We start from the raw sequence: 19,041 nt of genomic DNA, 5'->3' as shown, positions 1-19,041 counted from the left end.
GACAGGGGCCCTTTCCGCATGTCTATCGAAAAACTCCGCAATATCGCCATCGTCGCGCACGTTGACCATGGCAAGACCACCCTCGTCGACTGCCTGCTGAAGCAGTCCGGCACCCTGTCCGAACGCACCGTGCTGGCTGAGCGCGTGATGGACAGCAACGATCAGGAAAAGGAGCGTGGCATCACGATCCTGGCCAAGAACACGGCCATCACCTGGAACGGCAACCGCATCAACATCGTCGACACCCCGGGACACGCCGACTTCGGTGGCGAGGTCGAGCGCGTGCTGTCGATGGTGGACTCGGTGCTGATCCTGGTCGACGCGATGGACGGCCCGATGCCGCAGACCCGCTTCGTGACCCAGAAGGCGTTCGCGATGGGCTTCAAGCCGATCGTGGTGGTCAACAAGATCGACCGTCCCGGCGCACGCCCGGACTGGGTCATCGACCAGGTGTTCGACCTGTTCGACAAGCTCGGCGCAACCGACGAGCAGCTGGACTTCCCGATCGTCTACACCTCCGCCCTGAACGGCTACGCCAGCCTGGATTCGAGCGTGCGCGACGGCGACATGACCCCGCTGTACGAAGCGATCATGCAGCACGTGTCGGCACCGGACGTGGATCCGGACGGCCCGTTCCAGATGCGCATCAGCCAGCTGGACTACAACAACTTCGTCGGCGTGATCGGCATCGGCCGCATCCAGCGCGGCGTGCTGAAGAAGAACATGCCGGTCAGCGTGATCGACCGCGAAGGCAAGAAGCGCCAGGGCAAGGTGCTGCAGGTGCTGGGCTTCCTCGGCCTGGAGCGCATCGAGCAGGACACCGCCGAGGCCGGCGACATCGTCGCCATCTCCGGCGTGGCCGAGCTGACCATTTCCGACACCGTGTGCGCGCTCGACGCCCCGGAAGCGCTGCCGGCGCTGACCGTGGACGAGCCCACCATCTCGATGACCTTCCAGGTCAACAACTCGCCGTTCGCCGGCAACAAGGACCTGTCCGGCGGCAAGTTCCTGACCAGCCGCCAGCTGCGCGACCGTCTGGACCGCGAGAAGGTGCACAACGTGGCACTGAAGGTCGAGGAAGGCTCCGACGCCGACAAGTTCCTGGTTTCCGGCCGTGGCGAACTGCACCTGTCGGTGCTGATCGAGAACATGCGTCGTGAAGGCTACGAGCTGGCCGTGTCGCGTCCGGAAGTCATCATCAAGGAAATCGACGGCAAGCAGATGGAGCCGATCGAACAGCTGGTGGTGGACATCGAAGAACAGCACCAGGGCGGCGTGATGGAAAAGCTGGGCACCCGCAAGGGCCAGCTGAAGAACATGGAGCCGGACGGCAAGGGCCGCGTGCGCCTGGACTACATGATCCCGGCGCGTGGCCTGATCGGCTTCCAGAACGAGTTCCGCACCCTGACCCAGGGCTCGGGCCTGCTGTTCCATGTTTTCGACCACTACGGCCCCAAGGAACAGGGCGCGATCGCCAAGCGCCAGAACGGCGTGATGATTGCCAACGCTGCGGGCGCCACCCCGGCCTATGCGCTGGGGCCGTTGGAAGAGCGTGGCCGTCTGTTCGCTGCTGAAGGCGACAACGTGTACGAAGGTCAGCTGGTCGGTATCCACTCCAAGGACAACGACCTGACCGTCAACGCGATCAAGACCAAGCCGCTGACCAACATGCGCGCCTCGGGCAAGGACGATGCGATCAAGCTGACCCCGGCGATCAAGTACACGCTGGAGCAGGCACTGGACTTCATCGAGGACGACGAGCTGGTGGAAGTCACCCCGAAGGAAATCCGCCTGCGCAAGAAGTTCCTCACCGAAAGCGACCGCAAGCGCGCTGGCCGTTCCGGCTAAGCACGGGACGTCCATCTCCGTGAGCAACACGCCCTACAGCCCGGATCCGCGTGCGCATCCGGGGCTGCATGTGATCGCCTTGCTAGAGGCGGTCAAGGGGACGCTTGCGCTGTTGGCGGCGACGGGCCTGGAAATTCTGGGCCCGCTCCCGCTGCAGGACGCGGTCAGCACGCTGATCCGCCGCTTCAACCTGGATCCCGACCACGGCGCACTGCCGTCGTTGCTCAAGACCATCAGTCCCGACGCCGTCCATCTGGCTGCTGCCGCAATGCTGGCCTATGGCCTGCTGCACGTGGTGGAAGCCTGGGGTCTGTGGCGTGCCAAGGCCTGGGCGTCACTGCTGGGCTGCCTGTCGGCGGCCATCTACCTGCCTTTCGATATCTACGCCATCGTCCGCCATCCCGGCTGGACCGCCTGGGGCGTGCTGGCGATCAATCTGCTTGTGGTCGGCGTGCTGGCACGCGATCTGATCAAGCGCCGGCGCCGCTGACGCGCTCCTGCCCGTGTGCGGGCATGTCATACACGTTGTCACCCCGACGCAGCGCCGTTAGCCTGCGAACAGTCCCCGGGGAACACCGCCAATGCGATCCACCACCTTGTCCTTCGCGCTGCTGCTTGCGCTGTGCGGCTGTGCGCATACCGAAAGCCTGACCCCGGCCGGTGCCAACGCAGCCACTGCCAGGCAAGACGATCTGATCGACGCCGATATCGTCGGCCTGCAGGCACGCATGGCGTCAGGGAAGATCAGCAGTCTGGATCTGACCCGCGCGTATCTGCAGCGTATCGCCACCATCGATCGCGCCGGGCCCACTCTCAATGCGGTGATCGAACTCAACCCGCGAGCCGAAGCCGACGCACGTGCATTGGACGCCGAACGCCGCGCCAGTCATGTGCGCGGGCCCCTGCATGGCATTCCGGTGCTGCTCAAGGACAACATCGATGCGCTGCCGATGGTCAACAGCGCCGGCTCGCTGGCACTGGCCGATTTCAGGCCCGGCCGCGATGCGTTCCTGGTGCAGCGCCTGCGCGCCGCTGGCGCGGTGATCCTGGGCAAGACCAACCTGAGCGAGTGGGCCAACTTCCGCTCCACCAAGTCCAGCTCCGGCTGGAGCGCACGCGGCGGGCTGACCCGCAATCCGTACGCCTTGGATCGCAATCCCTGCGGCTCCAGTGCCGGCACCGGCGCGGCGATCGCGGCCAGCCTGGCCACGGTCGGCATCGGCACCGAAACCGACGGCAGCATCACCTGCCCGGCCTCGGTGAACGGCCTGGTCGGACTCAAGCCGACCGTGGGCCTGGTCAGCCGCGACGGCATTATTCCGATCTCGGCCAGCCAGGACACCGCCGGCCCGATGACGCGCAGCGTCGCCGATGCGGCCGCCGTGCTGCAGGCGATCGCTGCGCCCGACCCGCAGGATCCAGCGGCGCGCACTGCACCGACGTCCACACCGGACTATCTGGCGCATCTCAGGCCCGATGGCCTGCGCGGCGCCCGCCTGGGCCTGCTGCGCAATCCCTTGCGCGAAGATCCGGCCATTGCCGCCGCGCTGGAGCGCGCCGTGCAGACGCTGCGCGCCGCCGGCGCCACCGTGATCGAAACCAGCCTGGCAACCGAGGGCCAGTGGGACGCTGCCGAGCAAACGGTCTTGTTGGTCGAGTTCAAGGCCGGCCTGAACGCGTATCTGCGCAGCCACGCCGCGCCAGTGTCGAGCCTGGAGCAATTGATTGCCTTCAATCGCAAGCATGCGCAGCGCGAGATGCCCTACTTCGGACAGGAGCTGTTCGAGCAGGCGCAGGCCGCGGCCGGACTGGACGATGCCGCGTATCTCACGGCCCGCGCCACTGCCAAACGGCTGGCCGGGCCGGACGGCATCGACGCCGCGCTGCAGGCCAATCGCCTGGATGCGCTGATCGTGCCGACCACCGGTGCTGCCTGGGTCACCGACCTGGTCAAGGGCGATACCTTTCCCGGAGCCGGCTACGGTGCGGCCGCGGTGGCCGGTTATCCCGGCCTGAGCGTGCCGATGGGGCAGACCCAGGGCCTGCCGCTGGGCTTGTTGTTCATGGGCAGTGCCTGGAGCGAGCCGCGCCTGATCGAACTGGCCTACGCCTATGAACAACGCAGCAAGGCGCGTGTTGCGCCCCGCTACGCGCCGACTGCGCCCAGCGCATCGGCGGCCGCGCCTGCAGCTACACCGTAGTCGCAGGCTCGCCGTCTTCGGCACCTGGCGAGCGCACGCTCTCCTGGGCGATCGGCGCGGCGGCACGTAGGGGTGGCTTTTCCTGCGCGGCGATTTCGGCGCGGATCCTGGGCAGTGCGTACGGGTGCTCGCGGGTCAGGAAGTCGATCATGCGCTCGCGGCTGATGCAGCGCAGATCGAACGCATCGCCGGAATTGCGCGCGCTCACCAGCAGGCGTACCTGGATCGTGCTCTCGCTGGTTTCGGTCACCTGGGTCACGCACACGCGTCCATCCCACAGCGGCTCGCTCTTGCAGATGCGCTCCAGCTCGGCACGCACCGCCGCGATCGGGGTGCGGTAGTCCAGCCACAGGAATGCGGTACCGAGCAGATCGGCACTGCTGCGTGTCCAGTTCTGGAACGGGTGCTCGATCCACCAGGTCAACGGCACCACCATGCGCCGCTCGTCCCAGATCCGCACCACCACATACGAGCTGCCGATTTCCTCGATGCGGCCCCACTCGCCCTCCACGATCACCACATCGTCCAGCCGGATCGGCTGGGTCAGGGCGATCTGCAGACCGGCGATCAGGTTGCCGAACACCGGCTTGGCCGCGATACCGGCTACCAGGCCGATAATGCCGGCCGAGGCCAGCAGCGTCTTGCCGATCTGGCGTACCTGCGGAAAGGTCAGCAGCACCACCGAGATGCCGAGCAGGATCACCGCGCCCATCACCACCCGGCTCAGCACGCGTGTCTGGGTCTGGATGCGCCGTGCGGTGAGGTTGTCGGACACCTCGATCGGGTTGCTGCGCAGGATCGCCATCTCGCCGGCGGCGACGGCGCGCACCAACAGCCAGGTCACGCAGCCGACGATGCCGACGTGCAGCAGATGCTGCATCGCTGCCAGCCCCTTGCCGGATAGCGGCGTCGCTTCGGTGGCGACGCCCAGAAACAGCAGCGGCAGGATGAAGGCAGCCGGCAGCGTGACCACGCGGATGATGCGTGCGCGGCGATAGTCGCGGCCCTGCATGCGGCGAAACAGCCACAGCATCAACGACCAGGTGACGATGCCCGCCAGCAGCGCGGCACCAAGCGGGATTGCGTATTCGCGGATGACGTTCCAATCGGCAGTCAAACCGTTCCTCCTATGGGGGGAAAGAGGGATGGCTGCAGCATCATGCCGCACGCGGCATGAGCATCACGTCATGCGTACGGTGACATCACGCGCCCAGCGGTTGCGACGCCACCTGCTGTTGCTTGCGCACGATCGCCATTGCGATTTCCAGCGACTGCTCGTAGTTCAGGCGCGGGTCCACGCTGGAGCGATAGGCGCGTTCCAGGTCGCGCTCGGTCAGCTCGCGCGCACCACCGGTGCATTCGGTGACGTCTTCGCCGGTCAGTTCCAGATGCACCCCGCCTAGACGCGTCCCGGCGGCCGCATGCAGATCGAACGACAACTCGACCTCGCTGCGGATATTGTCGAAACGCCGTGTTTTATAGCCATTTCCGGTGCTTTCGGTGTTGCCGTGCATCGCATCGCACACCCACAACACTCGACGCCCATCGCGCTTGACCGCCTCCAGCAACGGCGGCAACTTCTCGGCGATCTGCGCCGCGCCCATGCGATGGATGAAGCTCAGGCGGCCGGGTTCGTCTTCGGGATTGAGCACGTCGATCAGACGCAACAGCTGATCCGGCTGAACCGACGGCCCTACCTTGATCGCGATCGGATTACGCACGCCACGCAGGTATTCCACATGCGCGCCATCCAGCGCGGCGGTACGCATGCCGATCCACGGGTAATGCGTGCTCAGGTTGAACCAGCCCCACTGGCGCGGCACCTGCCGGGTCAGGCCTTCCTCGTACGGCAGCAACAGCGCCTCGTGCGAGGTGTAGAAGTCGATGCGGTTGAGATTGTAGACCTCCGCGCCGGACAGGGTCTCCATGAAGCGCACCGCGTCGCCGATCGATGCCACCATCTTCTGGTAGTCCGCCGCCAGTGGCGAATACCCCACCCAGTCCAGATTCCAGTATTCGGGATGGTGCAGGTCGGCAAAGCCGCCGTCGATCAGAGCGCGCACGAAATTCATCGTCATCGCCGAGCGCGAATGCGCGGTGATCATGCGCTGCGGATCCGGCACGCGCGCCGCTTCGGTGAAGGCTGGCGCGTTGATCACATCGCCGCGGTAGCTCGGCAAGGTCACCCCGTCGCGGGTTTCGGTATCGGCCGAGCGCGGCTTGGCGTACTGCCCGGCAAAGCGCCCTACCCGCACCACCGGCAGGTGCAGGCCATGCACCAGCACCAGGCTCATTTGCAGCAGCACCTTCAGGCGATTGGAGATCGTGCCCGATTCGCAATCGCTGAAATTCTCGGCGCAATCGCCGCCCTGCAGCAGGAAGCGCTTGCCTTCCTGCGCCTCCGCCAGCTGGCGCTTGAGCGCGAAGATTTCCCAGGAGGTCACCAGCGGCGGCAGCTGCCGCAACTCGCCCAGCGTGTGTTCCAACGCAACGGCGTCCGGGTAGACCGGCATCTGCAACGCCGGACGCTGCCGCCAGCTCTGCGGCGACCACTGGTCTGCCTGGTTGACGGACGAATGAGGGGAAGCGGACATCGTGAACTCCAGAAATCTCAGGCGCCGGCCAGCGCCGGAACGAAACGATCAGAACAGTTTGCGCGGACCACGCTGCTTGAAGCCGGCATACAGCGCCCACAGCGCCAGGCCCACAAACCACAGCATGCTCCACATCGGCATGCTCAGGCCCAGAAAGCGCCAATCGATATTGCCGCAGTCGCCGGTGCCGGTCAGCACGGTGCGGAACACTTCGAACGGCCCCATCGTCTCGCTCAGGAAGCTCAACGGCGGCCCGCACGAGGACATCATGTCCTTGGGCCGGATCTGCACCCAGACATGCCGCGCCGCGATACCCATGCCGACGCCGGCAGCGATGAAGCTCAGCACGCCATAGAGCTTGCGCGTGCCCGCTGCGCGCGGCCCATGCAAGGCGCCCAGCAGAAACAACACCGCCAGCGCCGCAAACGCGATCCGCTGGAAGATGCATAGTGGGCAAGGCTCCAGCCCAAGATGCAGCTGTACATAGATCGCATAGGCAAGCAGTCCTGCGCAGGCAAGAAAGCCAAGCAAAAACTGCGCCCGGAAACCCCAACGAAATGGATTCATCGCTACCGCTTGCCTAGGATCGAATGCCCGATTATCAGCCATCGCTGCCGCGGTGACCACGGATGGCTGCATCGGGCAGGTCGTCTGGCAGCAGGCCCGGCGCAGCCATGCAGGTCGACAGTCATGCGCCACCCTGCAGACCGGCGATGCAGCCCGGAAACAGTCACTCTTGCAGCGGCGCCCTTGATCATGGTTGAGCCATGCACGTCGCCGCGCTGCCGCTGAAATACCGATACCAAGATCGACCGCCATGGTTCGGGACCGGCCATAAAAAAGCCCGGCGCTAGCCGGGCTTTTCGAGAATCTTTGCGAAGAGCGAACCGATTACTCAGCCACTTCCTCGGCGACGACCGGACGGTCGACCAGCTCGACATACGCCATCGGCGCATTGTCACCGGCACGGAAGCCGGCCTTCAGGATGCGCAGGTAGCCGCCGGGACGGGTCGCGTAACGCGGGCCCAGCTCGACGAACAGCTTGCCCACTGCTTCCTTGTCGCGCAGGCGAGCGAACGCCAGACGACGATTGGCAACGCCATCGACCTTGCCGATGGTGATCAGCGGCTCGGCGACGCGACGCAGTTCCTTGGCCTTCGGCAAGGTGGTCTTGATCAGCTCGTGCTTGAACAGCGACGCGGCCATATTGCGGAACATGGCTTCGCGGTGCGCGCTGGTGCGGTTGAATTTACGACCGGATTTCTGGTGACGCATGAGTGTGATTTCCTAAGGAATGTTGAGACTGCTTGAGAGACGCTGTCGCCATCCTGGCGCTGTTGAATGGACTGCGGTTGGTCCGAGCCGGCCGTCCTTTGACCGGATGTCACCGCGGGCTTTGGCCCGTCGATGTAAAAAAACAGCATGGGCGCCCGAAGACGCCCATGCGGTGATGCATTAACCAAGCATGCCGTGCTGGGCGACACCGGCCGGCGGCCAGTTCTCCAGCTTCATGCCCAGTGCAAGGCCGCGCTGTGCTAGCACTTCCTTGATTTCGGTCAGCGACTTCTTGCCAAGATTCGGGGTCTTGAGCAACTCCACTTCGGTCTTCTGGATCAGATCGCCGATGTAGTAGATGCTCTCGGCCTTCAGGCAGTTGGCCGAACGCACGGTCAGCTCAAGGTCGTCGATCGGGCGCAGCAGCACCGGATCCACGCCGCTGGCAGCCGGCTTGGCCGCACCGCGATCGCGGTGGGTGAAATCGCCGAACACCGACAGCTGATCGCTGAGGATGTCGGCGGCGGTGCGCACGGCTTCCTCGGCATCGATCGTGCCGTTGGTTTCGATATCGATCACCAGCTTGTCGAGGTCGGTGCGCTGTTCAACGCGCGCAGCTTCCACGGCATAGGCAACGCGACGCACCGGCGAGAACGACGCATCCAGCATCAGACGACCGATGGTGCGGGTCTCTTCGTCCGGACGACGACGCGCGGCAGCCGGTTGATAGCCGAAACCACGCTCGATCTTCAGGCGCATGTTCAGCGCCGTGTCCTTGGTCAGGTGGCAGATCACGTGGTCGCCGTTGATGATCTCAACGTTGTGATCGGTCCTGATGTCGGCCGCAGTGACCGTGCCCGGACCCTGCTTGGACAACGACAGCGTCGCGCTGTCGCCACTATGCATACGAATCGCCACGTCTTTCAGGTTGAGCAGGACGTCAAGCACGTCTTCCTGCAGCCCTTCGACCGTGGTGTACTCGTGCAGCACGCCGTCGATCTCGACCTCGGTGATCGCAAAACCCGGGATCGACGACAACAGCACACGACGCAGGGCATTGCCCAGCGTGTGCCCGTAACCGCGCTCCAAGGGCTCGATCACGACCTTTGCGCGATTGTCGGTAAGACGTTCGATCTGCGGACCACGGGGGCGCAGAACCTGGTTGGCGGTAACCGTCATGTTGCGGGGTCTCCTGCGAACCTCCGGCGGTGCCGGAGGCTCTCCAATGTGAATTACTTCGAATACAACTCGACGATCAGCGCTTCGTTGATATCCGAAGGCAGGTCAGCGCGATCCGGAACGGCCTTGAACACGCCGCTGAACTTCTTCGAATCGACTTCGACCCACGACGGCGTCATGTCGTGCTGCTCAGCCACGGTCAGGGCTTCCTGCACGCGGAGCTGCTTCTGTGCCTTTTCCGACAGCGTGATCGCATCGCCAGCCTTAATCTGGTACGAAGCCAGATTCACCGACTTGCCATTGACCAGCACGCCACGGTGCGACACCAGCTGGCGCGCGGCCGGACGGGTGACGGCAAAGCCCATGCGGTAGCAGACGTTGTCCAGACGGGTTTCCAGCAACTGCAGCAGGTTCTCGCCGGTGTTGCCCTTCTTGGTCGAGGCCTTTTTGTAGTAGTTGCGGAACTGACGTTCCAACAAACCGTAGATGCGCTTGACCTTCTGCTTTTCACGCAGCTGGGTAGCGTAGTCGGAGAGCTTGCCTTTGCGAGCTGCGCCGTGTTGGCCGGGCTTCTGCTCAAGCTTGCACTTGGAGTCCAGCGCACGCGCCGGGCTCTTGAGGGAAAGGTCGGCGCCTTCGCGGCGGGCGAGCTTACAGGTAGGACCGATATAACGAGCCATTTCTTATCGCTCCCTTTAGACGCGACGCTTCTTCGGCGGACGGCACCCGTTGTGCGGGATTGGCGTCACGTCGATGATGTTGGTGATCTTGTAGCCCACGTTGTTCAACGAACGCACGGCCGACTCACGGCCCGGACCCGGACCCTTGATACGTACTTCCAGCGACTTCACGCCGTAGTCGAGCGCAGCGCGGCCAGCCTTTTCGGCGGCAACCTGAGCAGCGAACGGGGTCGACTTACGCGAACCACGGAAACCGGCGCCGCCGGACGTAGCCCACGACAGTGCATTGCCCTGGCGATCGGTGATGGTGACGATGGTGTTGTTGAACGAAGCGTGGACGTGAGCGACGCCGTCAGTGATGACGCGCTTGATCTTCTTCTTCGTTTTCTTTTCTGCTGGCTTTGCCATGATCTATCCCTTACTTCCTGATCGCCTTGCGCGGACCCTTACGGGTGCGGGCGTTGGTACGGGTGCGCTGACCACGCAGCGGGAGACCACGGCGATGACGCAGACCGCGATAGCAGCCCAGGTCCATCAGTCGCTTGATCGCGATACCGATTTCGCGGCGCAGGTCGCCTTCGACGACATACTTGCCGACCTCGGCGCGCAGGCGCTCGATTTCGGGTTCGGACAGATCACGAATCTTCGTGGTCGAGGTAACGCCTGCGGATTCGCAGAGCTTCTTCGAACGGGTACGGCCGATGCCGTAGATGCTTTGCAACCCGACCCAGACGTGCTTCTGGGCTGGCAGGTTGACGCCTGCAATACGCGCCATGACGCGATTCTCCAACTGAGTGATGGCCCGACAGCGCCCAGGCGCCATCCGGCAGGATGGATCAAAAGTGAACTCGGAATTGTAGCAAGGCCTCGGATTGCTTTGAAGCCCGTGGAACCAAAAGTTCCATGGACCCGGCGTGGGGAGTGTGCCCTCGCTCCGGCGCCGGACGATGTTGATCCAGAAAACTTCTCCGAATCGCCTGTACTACTCCCGCACAGGACCACCTCGTCACACCCGCGCGCGAGACGTCGCGCGAGCCGCCCTTCTGATCGGAAGATCGTGGCCCGGGAACCAGGCCGTCTTCACGCAATGAAGATCTAGTGTACCACTTAACTGCGCGCCAGACCGCCGCGCGAGCCACCCTTGAGGTTGGCCTTCTTCAGCAGACTCTCATACTGATGCGACATCAGATGGGCCTGGATCTGCGCGATGAAGTCCATCACTACCACCACGGCGATCAGCAACGACGTACCACCGAAGTGGAACGAGGTGCCCAGCTGGGTGCGCATGATTTCCGGCAGCAGGCAGACGATCACCAGGTACAACGAACCCGCTGCGGTCAGACGGGTCAGCACGCCGTCCACATAGTCAGCTGTCGCCTTGCCCGGGCGGATACCCGGAATCAGTGCGCCCGACTTCTTGAGGTTGTCAGCGGTTTCCTGCGAGTTGAACACCAGCGCGGTGTAGAAGAACGCGAAACCGATGATCAGCGCAGCAAACACCAGCATGTGCACCGGCTCGCCGGGCCCAAGCGCATTAGCGATCTTCTGCAGCCACGAACCCACGCCACTGCCCGATGCCGCCTGACCCGACCACATCGACAGCGTGGCCGGGAAGGCCAGGATGCTGGAGGCGAAGATCGGCGGAATCACGCCTGCCATGTTGAGCTTCAGCGGCAGGAACGAGGTCTGGTTCATGTACGCATTGCGACCGCCCTGGCGGCGCGCGTAATTGACCGTGATACGTCGCTGCCCGCGCTCGACAAACACCACAAACAGCGTGAACGCCAGAATGGTGATGACGATCAGCAGCAGCGAAATGAAGCTCAGATTGCCTTCGCGGAAGGCCTCGACGGTCTGGATCGCCGCCGACGGGAGACCTGCAACGATGCCGGCAAAGATGATCAGCGACACGCCGTTACCGATGCCACGCTCGGTGACCTGCTCGCCCACCCACATCAGGAAGATGGTGCCGGCGGTCAGTGCAATCACTGCGGTGAGCACAAAGCCCATACCCGGCGCGTACACCACCGGAGCGCCACCAGGCGCGGTCTGGTTCTGCAGTGCCAGCGCGATACTGCCGCCCTGCACCACCGCCAGCAACACCGCACCGATGCGCGAATACTGGGTGATCTTGCGTCGGCCGGATTCGCCTTCCTTCTGCATCGCCTTGAGGGCGGGAAAGATGTGCGTGGCCAACTGGATCACGATCGATGCCGAGATATACGGCATCACATTCAACGCAAAAATACTGAAACGGTGCAGGGCGCCGCCCGAGAACATGTTGAACATGTCCACGATGCCGCCGCCCTGCGCCTGCATCAACGAAAGCATGGCATCGGGATTCACGCCCGGCACCGGCACATAGCAGCCGATGCGATAGACGATCAATGCCCCGAGGACGAACAGTAGCCGCTGGCGAAGTTCCGTGAACTTGCCGAGCCCGCCACCGAGGTTACCAATGCCAGCCTGCGCCATCTGCCGATTACTCCTCTACGCTGCCGCCGGCAGCTTCGATTGCTGCCTTGGCGCCCGCACTTGCGGCGACACCCTTCAGCACGAACTTCTTGCTCAGCTCGCCCTTCAGCACGATCTTCGCCTTCTTGGCGCGGCTCGGGACCAGATTGGCCGCACGCAGCGCTGCGAAGTCGATCTCACCGGCTTCCAGCTTGTCCAGCTGGTAGGACAACACTTCGGCACTGTCACGCGCCATCTTGGAACGGAAGCCGATCTTCGGCAGACGGCGCTGCATCGGCGTCTGGCCGCCTTCGAAGCCGGCCTTGATCTTGCCGCCGCCCTTGCGAGCGAACGAACCCTTGTGGCCGCGGCCGCAGGTCTTGCCAAGGCCGGAGCCGATGCCACGACCGACGCGGGTGCGCTCGGTACGGGCGCCGTCGGCGGGCTTGAGGTCATTGAGATGCAAAGTCATGGGATTAGTCCTCAACCTTGACGAGGTAGTGAACGGTATTGATCAGACCGCGAACCTGCGGGCTGTCCTTCAGTTCACGCACATCGTTGAGCTTATTCAGGCCCAACGCACGCACCGACAGGCGGTGACGCGACTGGGTTCCACGCAGGCCACGCACCAGGCGCACCTTCACGGTCTTGTTGGTGTCCTTAGCCATGGTTGAGCTCCTCCACCTTCTTGCCGCGCTTGGCCGCAACACGGGCCGGCGACTGCACTTCCGACAGACCCTTCAGGGTTGCACGGACCAGGTTGATCGGATTACGCGAACCAACCGCCTTGGCCAGCACGTTCTTGACGCCGACCGCTTCCAGCACAGCGCGCATGGCGCCGCCGGCGATGACGCCCGTACCTTCTGACGCCGGCTGCATGTAGACGCGTGCTGCGCCATGGCCGGACTTGACGGCATGCCACAAGGTACCGTTGTTCAGATCGACAGTGGCCAGGTTCTTGCGCGCCTGCTCCATCGACTTCTGGATAGCGACCGGCACTTCGCGCGCCTTGCCATAACCGAAACCGACCTTGCCCAGACCATCGCCGACCACGGTCAGCGCGGTGAAGGTGAACTGGCGACCGCCCTTGACCGTCTTGCTGACGCGATTGACCGCGACCAGCTTTTCGATCATGCCATCGTCGACTTTCTCTTCGCGGTTACGGTCGCGATCACGACCCCGCGGTGCACGTTCTTCTGCCATCTTGATTCCTTGATTGATTGAGTATGTACGGCTCGAAGCCGCTTATGGTTGTGGAGTCACGCTGTGTTCCCGGCACCGTTGCAAAAGAACGGGACGGTCCGGCATCTCACCTGCCGGCGGTAACGCGGATGCGACCGATGGCCACATCCGCAGCAGTGCTTAGAACTGCAGGCCGCCTTCGCGAGCTGCGTCGGCCAGCGCCTTGATACGGCCATGGTAGCGGTAGCCCGAGCGATCGAATGCGACCTTCTCGATGCCCGCAGCCTTGGCGCGCTCGGCGATCAGCTTGCCGACCTTGACGGCCGCATCGCTGTTCTTGCCGTTCTTCAGGCCTTCCTTGACGTCGGCCTGCAGGGTGTTCGCCGCAGCGATCACCTTGGAGCCGTCGGCGGTGAAGACCTGCGCATACAGGTGCTGGCCGGTGCGCAGCACCGACAGGCGAGCGACGCCCAGTTCACGGATGTGCGAACGGGTGGACTTGGCGCGACGCAGACGGGCGATGTTCTTGTTGATGCTCATGATATTTATCCTACGGAAGCTGAAGGGAAAGCGTGCTCCTACCAAAAGTCCGCACAGGGATGTGCGGGCTCTTGCGAGGGACTCGCCATTAAGCCTTCTTGGCTTCCTTGCGAATGATGACTTCACCGGCGTACTTCACACCCTTGCCCTTATAGGGCTCCGGCGGACGGAAACCGCGAATCTTGGCGGCAACTTCGCCGACGCGCTGCTTGTCGGCGCCCTGGACCACGATTTCGGTCTGGGTCGGGGTCGACAGCGTGATGCCTTCCGGCGCCACGAACACCAGCGGATGCGAGAAACCGAGCGACAGGCTCAGGTCCTTGCCCTGCATGGCGGCACGGTAACCGACGCCGACCAGCTCGAGCTTGCGCTCAAAGCCCTCGGACACACCCTTGACCATGTTGGCCAGGATGGCGCGCACGGTGCCGGTGATGGCGATCTGCGACGGTTCGTTGGCCGACAGCGTGGCAACGTCGCCGTCGATGGCGATTTCGACGCCAACCGGCTTCGGCAGGGTCAGGGTGCCCTTCGGGCCCTTGACGCTGACCAGCTCGGGCTGGACCTTGAGTTCAACACCCTTCGGAAGGGAAACAGGCTTCTTGGCTACACGGGACATGATCGATTCCTTCCCTTAGGCCACGAAGCACAGGACTTCACCACCAACGCCGGCTTCGCGAGCCTGCGCATCGGTCATGATGCCCTTCGACGTGGAGATGATGGCGATACCCAGGCCGCCAAGGACCTTGGGCAGCTCGGTCTTGCCGCGGTACTGGCGCAGACCCGAGCGCGAGAAACGCTTCAGGGTCTCGATGACCGGACGGCCTTCGAAATACTTCAGCACGATTTCCAGCTCCGACTTGTTGTTCTCGGTTGCTGTCACGCGCAGGTCGGTGATGTAACCCTCGTCCTTCAGGACCTGGGCGATCGCGACCTTGATCTTGGACGACGGCAATTTCACCGTCTGCTTACCAACCGCGGCCGCATTCTTGATGCGTACCAGCAGGTCGGCGATGGGATCAGTCATGCTCATATGAGTACCTTTGAGTGCACCGATATCCGCTTTCGCGAAAATCTTGTGTTTTCCTGGGGATGGGCCAGGACCCTTTACGCCATGCCAGGCCCATGCGGGCAAGACAGAAGCGGAAGTATACGACAAAAGAGCCCGACTTGCGTCGGACTCCCTTGTTGAACAGAACCATCCTGTTCAAGCCGGCCGCGAACGGCCGGCAATGCTGTTACCAGCTTGCCTTGCGCAGGCCCGGAACGTCGCCGTTCATCGTGGCCTTGCGCAGCATGTTGCGACCCAGACCGAACTTGCGGTAGACACCGCGCGGACGACCGGACAACTCGCAACGGTTGCGGTGGCGGCTCGGCGACGAATCGCGCGGCAGCTTCTGCAACTTGGTCGACGCGTCGATCTTCTCTTCGTAGGACGCATCCTGACTGGAGAGGATCTTCTTCAGCGCATCACGCTTGCCGGCGAATTTCTTCGCCAGCTTTGCACGCTTGATGTCGCGGTGGATCATGGAGGTCTTTGCCATTTCGGATGTCCTCGACGGTCAGTTACGGAACGGGAACTTGAACGCTGCCAGCAGCGCCTTCGCTTCCGCATCCGTCTTGGCGGTGGTGGTGATGGCGATATCCATACCGCGAATCGCGTCGACGGCGTCGAAGTCGATTTCCGGGAAGATGATCTGTTCCTTCACACCCATGTTGAAGTTGCCACGACCGTCAAAGGAGCGACCCGAAACACCACGGAAGTCGCGCACGCGCGGCAGCGAGATGTTGATCAGACGATCCAGAAACTCGTACATCTTGGCGCGACGCAAGGTGGTCTTGCAGCCGATCGGCCAACCGTCACGAATCTTGAACGATGCGACCGAAACGCGCGACTTGGTGACCACCGGCTTCTGACCGGAGATCTTGGACATGTCGGCGACCGCATTTTCCAGAATCTTCTTGTTGGTAGCCGCCTCGCCCACGCCCATGTTGAGCGTGACCTTGACCAGCTTCGGCACTTCCATCGGATTGGTGTAGCCGAATTCCTTCATCAGGGCCGGCACCACGTTTTCCTTGTAAAACTTTTCGAGACGAGTGTTCATGATCGCATTCCTCAGGCGTCGAGCGCCTCACCGCTGGAGCGGAACACACGCAATTTGCGTCCATCCTCCAGCACCTTGAAGCCAACGCGCTCGCCCTTGCCCGTTGCCGGGTTGACGATATTGACGTTGGAGATATGGATCGACGCTTCACGCTCGACCACGCCGCCGGCGACACCCGCCTGCGGGTTCGGCTTGGTGTGGCGCTTGATGACGTTGGCGTTGGAGACGATCACGCGATCGCCATCCACACGTACAACTTCACCCTGCTTACCCTTGTCCTTGCCGGTGTTGATGACGACCTGGTCGCCCTTCTTGATACGGTTAGCCATGTATATGTCCTCCGCTCACAGCACTTCGGGAGCGAGCGAGACGATCTTCATGAACTTCTCGGAACGCAGCTCGCGCGTCACCGGCCCGAAGATGCGGGTCCCGATCGGCTCCTGCTTATTGTTCAACAGCACAGCGGCGTTGCCATCGAAGCGGATCAGCGAACCGTCGGGACGGCGCACACCCTTGCGGGTACGCACCACGACGGCGTCGTAGACTTCGCCCTTCTTGACCTTGCCACGCGGAATGGCGTCCTTGACGGTCACCTTGATGATGTCGCCAATGTGTGCGTAGCGGCGCTTGGAGCCGCCCAGCACCTTGATGCACATCACTTCCTTGGCACCCGAATTGTCGGCGACATCGAGGTAGCTCTGCATCTGGATCATGATTCAGATCTCCCTTATTCGGCCGAACGGGTGACGATTTCGACCACCCGCCAGTTCTTGGTCTTGGACATTGGAGCAATCTCGGTCACACGCACGACGTCGCCTTCGTTGCAGGCATTGTCGGCGTCGTGTGCGTGGAGCTTGGACGAGCGCTTGATGTACTTACCGTACAACGGGTGCTTGACCTGGCGCTCCACCAACACGGTGACCGTCTTGTCCATCTTGTTGCTGACGACACGGCCTTCGACCGTGCGCAGCGCTTGCTTTTCGTTGTTGTCGCTCATCGCGGCCGTCCTTACTTGGTGCTGCCGAGCAGGTACTTGACGCGAGCAATCTCGCGGCGCACCCGGCGGGTATCGTGGGTCTTCGGCAGCTGGCCGGTGACCTGCTGCATACGGAGCGAGAACTGCTCCTTACGCAGATCGGTCAGGTGGGCCTTCAGTTCGTCAGCCGACTTCTCGCGGAGTTGTTTGATATCCATCAGCGCACCGTCCGGGTCACGAAAGTGGTGGTCACCGACAATTTCGCGGCGGCAAGGCGGAACGCCTCACGTGCGATATCTTCGGGAATACCCTCGATTTCATAGATCATGCGGCCCGGCTGAATCTGCGCGACCCAGTACTCCACGTTGCCCTTACCGGAGCCCATGCGGACTTCGATCGGCTTCTTGGTGATCGGCTTGTCGGGGAACACACGAATCCACATCTTGCCGCCCTTCTTGACGTGGCGGCTGATCGTACGACGTGCTGCTTCAATCTGACGCGCGGTCAGCTGACCGTGCGCGGTTGCCTTGAGGCCGTACTCGCCGAAGCTGACGGCGTTTCCGCTCCATGCCAGGCCGTCGTTACGGCCCTTGTGCATCTTGCGATATTTGGTTCGCTTGGGTTGCAACATTGCCGTTACCTCGCTTCACGAGCCGGGCGCGAAGGACGGTCACCACGGTCGCCGCGATCGTTACGATCGTTGCGCGGGCTGTCGTCCTGCTTCTCCTGGCCAACCTGGGAGAAGTCGAAGACCTCACCCTTATAGATCCAGACCTTGATGCCGATGATGCCGTACGTCGTGGACGCCTCGGCAAAACCGTAATCGATGTCGGCACGTAGCGTGTGCAGCGGCACGCGGCCTTCGCGGTACCACTCCGAACGGGCAATTTCTGCACCGTTGAGGCGGCCAGCCACGTTGACCTTGATGCCCAGGGCACCCAAGCGCATCGCGTTGCCGACCGAGCGCTTCATTGCGCGGCGGAACATGATGCGACGCTCAAGCTGCTGCGCGATCGACTCGGCGACCAGCTGCGCATCCAGCTCCGGCTTGCGCACCTCGGTGACGTTGATGTGGGCAGGAACACCCATCATCGCGCTCACTTCCTTACGCAGCTTTTCGATGTCCTCGCCACGCTTGCCGATCACCACGCCCGGACGGGCGGTGTGGATCGTCACGCGGGCGGTTTTGGCAGGGCGCTCGATCAAGATCTTGCTGATACCTGCCTGCGCGAGCTTCTTGCGCAGCATTTCACGCACTTTCAGGTCGGCTGCCAGGTAGGCGGCGAAGTCGGCCTTGCTTGCGTACCACTTGGAATTCCAGTCCTTGGCGATGCCAAGGCGAATTCCAGTCGGATGAACTTTATGACCCATGGTCTTTTCCTTTCCGCTTACTTGGCGGCGCCAACAATCACAGTGATGTGACTGGTGCGCTTGAGGATGCGGGTACCGCGGCCTTTCGCCCGCGCCATGAAACGCTTCAGGGAGGGACCTTCATCAACCATGATGGTCTTGACCTTCAGCTCGTCGACATCCGCGCCCTGATTGTTCTCGGCATTGGCAATAGCCGACTCCACAACCTTTTTGATCAGGTGCGCAGCCTTCTTGTCCGAGAACTTCAGCAGATTGACCGCACGTTCGGCGGACAGTCCACGCACCTGGTCAGCGACCAGGCGGGCCTTCTGCGGGGAGATGCGCGCGGTGCGCAGGATTGCTTTCGCTTCCATCGTCATCTCTCCTTACCTGCTCGACTTCTTGTCGCCACCGTGACCCTTGAAGGTCCGGGTGACGGCAAATTCGCCGAGCTTGTGGCCGACCATATTCTCGTTGACGAGCACCGGAATGTGGTTCTTGCCGTTATGCACGGCGATGGTGATGCCTACCATTTCCGGCAGGATCATCGAACGGCGCGACCAGGTCTTGATCGGCTTCTTGCTACCCGCAGCGGACTCCACCTTCTTTGCAAGGTGGTGATCGACGAACGGGCCCTTCTTAAGTGAACGTGCCATGGTC

General features: G+C 62.8%; 28 protein-coding genes. 3 read left to right on the top strand and 25 right to left on the bottom strand.

Annotated features, from left to right (window positions below; genetic code table 11):
• The first annotated feature begins 18 nt into the window (after positions 1–18).
• From typA to KHN93_RS05250, 3 genes are all read left to right on the top strand, one after another.
• Complete coding sequence (gene typA, locus KHN93_RS05260; RefSeq protein WP_016904579.1) at positions 19–1,848, top strand: translational GTPase TypA; 1,830 nt, start codon at positions 19–21, stop codon at positions 1,846–1,848.
• Between the two features lie 70 nt (positions 1,849–1,918).
• Positions 1,919–2,338: a DUF2127 domain-containing protein gene (locus KHN93_RS05255; RefSeq protein ID WP_175430059.1), complete on the top strand. Its 420-nt coding sequence runs from the start codon at positions 1,919–1,921 to the stop codon at positions 2,336–2,338.
• A 106-nt stretch (positions 2,339–2,444) separates the two neighbouring features.
• The gene (locus KHN93_RS05250) at positions 2,445–4,049 is read left to right on the top strand and encodes an amidase (protein WP_181141888.1); all 1,605 of its coding nucleotides are present in this window, start codon (positions 2,445–2,447) and stop codon (positions 4,047–4,049) included.
• Here KHN93_RS05250 and KHN93_RS05245 read toward each other — a convergent pair.
• From KHN93_RS05245 to rpsS, 25 genes are all read right to left on the bottom strand, one after another.
• On the bottom strand, positions 4,039–5,166 hold the full coding sequence (locus KHN93_RS05245) for a mechanosensitive ion channel family protein (RefSeq protein ID WP_047128220.1): 1,128 nt from the start codon (positions 5,164–5,166) through the stop codon (positions 4,039–4,041). The two genes, KHN93_RS05250 and KHN93_RS05245, sit on opposite strands and share 11 nt — an antisense overlap.
• Positions 5,167–5,251: 85 nt before the next feature.
• Positions 5,252–6,643 (bottom strand): class II 3-deoxy-7-phosphoheptulonate synthase, encoded by a 1,392-nt coding sequence (locus tag KHN93_RS05240; protein ID WP_039530484.1) that lies wholly within the window; start codon positions 6,641–6,643, stop codon positions 5,252–5,254.
• A gap of 48 nt (positions 6,644–6,691) precedes the next feature.
• Positions 6,692–7,210: a disulfide bond formation protein B gene (locus KHN93_RS05235; RefSeq protein ID WP_039523787.1), complete on the bottom strand. Its 519-nt coding sequence runs from the start codon at positions 7,208–7,210 to the stop codon at positions 6,692–6,694.
• A 324-nt stretch (positions 7,211–7,534) separates the two neighbouring features.
• Entirely contained in the window at positions 7,535–7,918 is a 384-nt protein-coding gene (gene rplQ, locus KHN93_RS05230; RefSeq protein WP_003486665.1) for a 50S ribosomal protein L17, read from the bottom strand.
• A 180-nt stretch (positions 7,919–8,098) separates the two neighbouring features.
• On the bottom strand, positions 8,099–9,097 hold the full coding sequence (locus KHN93_RS05225; protein ID WP_002811635.1) for a DNA-directed RNA polymerase subunit alpha: 999 nt from the start codon (positions 9,095–9,097) through the stop codon (positions 8,099–8,101).
• Between the two features lie 53 nt (positions 9,098–9,150).
• Positions 9,151–9,777 (bottom strand): 30S ribosomal protein S4, encoded by a 627-nt coding sequence (rpsD, locus tag KHN93_RS05220; RefSeq protein WP_002811641.1) that lies wholly within the window; start codon positions 9,775–9,777, stop codon positions 9,151–9,153.
• A gap of 15 nt (positions 9,778–9,792) precedes the next feature.
• Complete coding sequence (rpsK, locus tag KHN93_RS05215) at positions 9,793–10,185, bottom strand: 30S ribosomal protein S11 (RefSeq protein WP_003486671.1); 393 nt, start codon at positions 10,183–10,185, stop codon at positions 9,793–9,795.
• Positions 10,186–10,195: 10 nt separating this feature from the next.
• A complete protein-coding gene (gene rpsM, locus KHN93_RS05210) occupies positions 10,196–10,552 on the bottom strand; it encodes a 30S ribosomal protein S13 (protein ID WP_003486672.1) in 357 nt (118 codons plus the stop codon).
• Positions 10,553–10,884: 332 nt separating this feature from the next.
• A complete protein-coding gene (gene secY / locus KHN93_RS05205) occupies positions 10,885–12,252 on the bottom strand; it encodes a preprotein translocase subunit SecY (RefSeq protein WP_016900648.1) in 1,368 nt (455 codons plus the stop codon).
• A 7-nt stretch (positions 12,253–12,259) separates the two neighbouring features.
• Entirely contained in the window at positions 12,260–12,703 is a 444-nt protein-coding gene (gene rplO, locus KHN93_RS05200) for a 50S ribosomal protein L15 (RefSeq protein ID WP_016900650.1), read from the bottom strand.
• 4 nt (positions 12,704–12,707) lie between these two features.
• Complete coding sequence (rpmD, locus tag KHN93_RS05195) at positions 12,708–12,899, bottom strand: 50S ribosomal protein L30 (RefSeq protein ID WP_024938563.1); 192 nt, start codon at positions 12,897–12,899, stop codon at positions 12,708–12,710.
• A complete protein-coding gene (gene rpsE / locus KHN93_RS05190; protein WP_003486682.1) occupies positions 12,892–13,434 on the bottom strand; it encodes a 30S ribosomal protein S5 in 543 nt (180 codons plus the stop codon). The genes rpmD and rpsE overlap by 8 nt, the downstream gene beginning before the upstream one ends.
• Before the next feature lie 159 nt (positions 13,435–13,593).
• A complete protein-coding gene (gene rplR, locus KHN93_RS05185; RefSeq protein WP_016900655.1) occupies positions 13,594–13,953 on the bottom strand; it encodes a 50S ribosomal protein L18 in 360 nt (119 codons plus the stop codon).
• Positions 13,954–14,041: 88 nt separating this feature from the next.
• Positions 14,042–14,569 (bottom strand): 50S ribosomal protein L6, encoded by a 528-nt coding sequence (gene rplF, locus KHN93_RS05180; RefSeq protein WP_016900656.1) that lies wholly within the window; start codon positions 14,567–14,569, stop codon positions 14,042–14,044.
• 15 nt (positions 14,570–14,584) lie between these two features.
• On the bottom strand, positions 14,585–14,983 hold the full coding sequence (gene rpsH / locus KHN93_RS05175) for a 30S ribosomal protein S8 (RefSeq protein WP_010371096.1): 399 nt from the start codon (positions 14,981–14,983) through the stop codon (positions 14,585–14,587).
• Positions 14,984–15,188: 205 nt separating this feature from the next.
• A complete protein-coding gene (gene rpsN, locus KHN93_RS05170; protein WP_005917137.1) occupies positions 15,189–15,494 on the bottom strand; it encodes a 30S ribosomal protein S14 in 306 nt (101 codons plus the stop codon).
• Positions 15,495–15,512: 18 nt separating this feature from the next.
• Entirely contained in the window at positions 15,513–16,055 is a 543-nt protein-coding gene (gene rplE / locus KHN93_RS05165; RefSeq protein WP_010371090.1) for a 50S ribosomal protein L5, read from the bottom strand.
• Between the two features lie 11 nt (positions 16,056–16,066).
• The gene (rplX, locus tag KHN93_RS05160) at positions 16,067–16,384 is read right to left on the bottom strand and encodes a 50S ribosomal protein L24 (RefSeq protein WP_003486696.1); all 318 of its coding nucleotides are present in this window, start codon (positions 16,382–16,384) and stop codon (positions 16,067–16,069) included.
• A 15-nt stretch (positions 16,385–16,399) separates the two neighbouring features.
• Positions 16,400–16,768, bottom strand: coding sequence for a 50S ribosomal protein L14 (gene rplN / locus KHN93_RS05155; RefSeq protein ID WP_003486699.1), 369 nt, complete (start codon positions 16,766–16,768; stop codon positions 16,400–16,402).
• Between the two features lie 14 nt (positions 16,769–16,782).
• Positions 16,783–17,052, bottom strand: a complete 270-nt coding sequence (gene rpsQ, locus KHN93_RS05150) for a 30S ribosomal protein S17 (protein WP_016900663.1) — start codon at positions 17,050–17,052, stop codon at positions 16,783–16,785.
• An 11-nt stretch (positions 17,053–17,063) separates the two neighbouring features.
• Positions 17,064–17,249 (bottom strand): 50S ribosomal protein L29, encoded by a 186-nt coding sequence (gene rpmC, locus KHN93_RS05145; RefSeq protein WP_006450638.1) that lies wholly within the window; start codon positions 17,247–17,249, stop codon positions 17,064–17,066.
• A complete protein-coding gene (gene rplP, locus KHN93_RS05140; RefSeq protein ID WP_011036127.1) occupies positions 17,249–17,662 on the bottom strand; it encodes a 50S ribosomal protein L16 in 414 nt (137 codons plus the stop codon). The genes rpmC and rplP overlap by 1 nt, the downstream gene beginning before the upstream one ends.
• Positions 17,663–17,667: 5 nt before the next feature.
• On the bottom strand, positions 17,668–18,402 hold the full coding sequence (gene rpsC, locus KHN93_RS05135; RefSeq protein WP_024938565.1) for a 30S ribosomal protein S3: 735 nt from the start codon (positions 18,400–18,402) through the stop codon (positions 17,668–17,670).
• Between the two features lie 17 nt (positions 18,403–18,419).
• Entirely contained in the window at positions 18,420–18,755 is a 336-nt protein-coding gene (rplV, locus tag KHN93_RS05130; RefSeq protein ID WP_002811686.1) for a 50S ribosomal protein L22, read from the bottom strand.
• Between the two features lie 12 nt (positions 18,756–18,767).
• Positions 18,768–19,037: a 30S ribosomal protein S19 gene (rpsS, locus tag KHN93_RS05125; RefSeq protein ID WP_005993369.1), complete on the bottom strand. Its 270-nt coding sequence runs from the start codon at positions 19,035–19,037 to the stop codon at positions 18,768–18,770.
• Positions 19,038–19,041 lie beyond the last annotated feature (4 nt).

The organism is Xanthomonas arboricola pv. juglandis, from assembly GCF_905367715.1.
Lineage (GTDB): Bacteria > Pseudomonadota > Gammaproteobacteria > Xanthomonadales > Xanthomonadaceae > Xanthomonas > Xanthomonas arboricola.
Note: the sequence above shows the minus strand (reverse complement) of the source record. Positions and strands in the feature narration are given on the sequence as shown.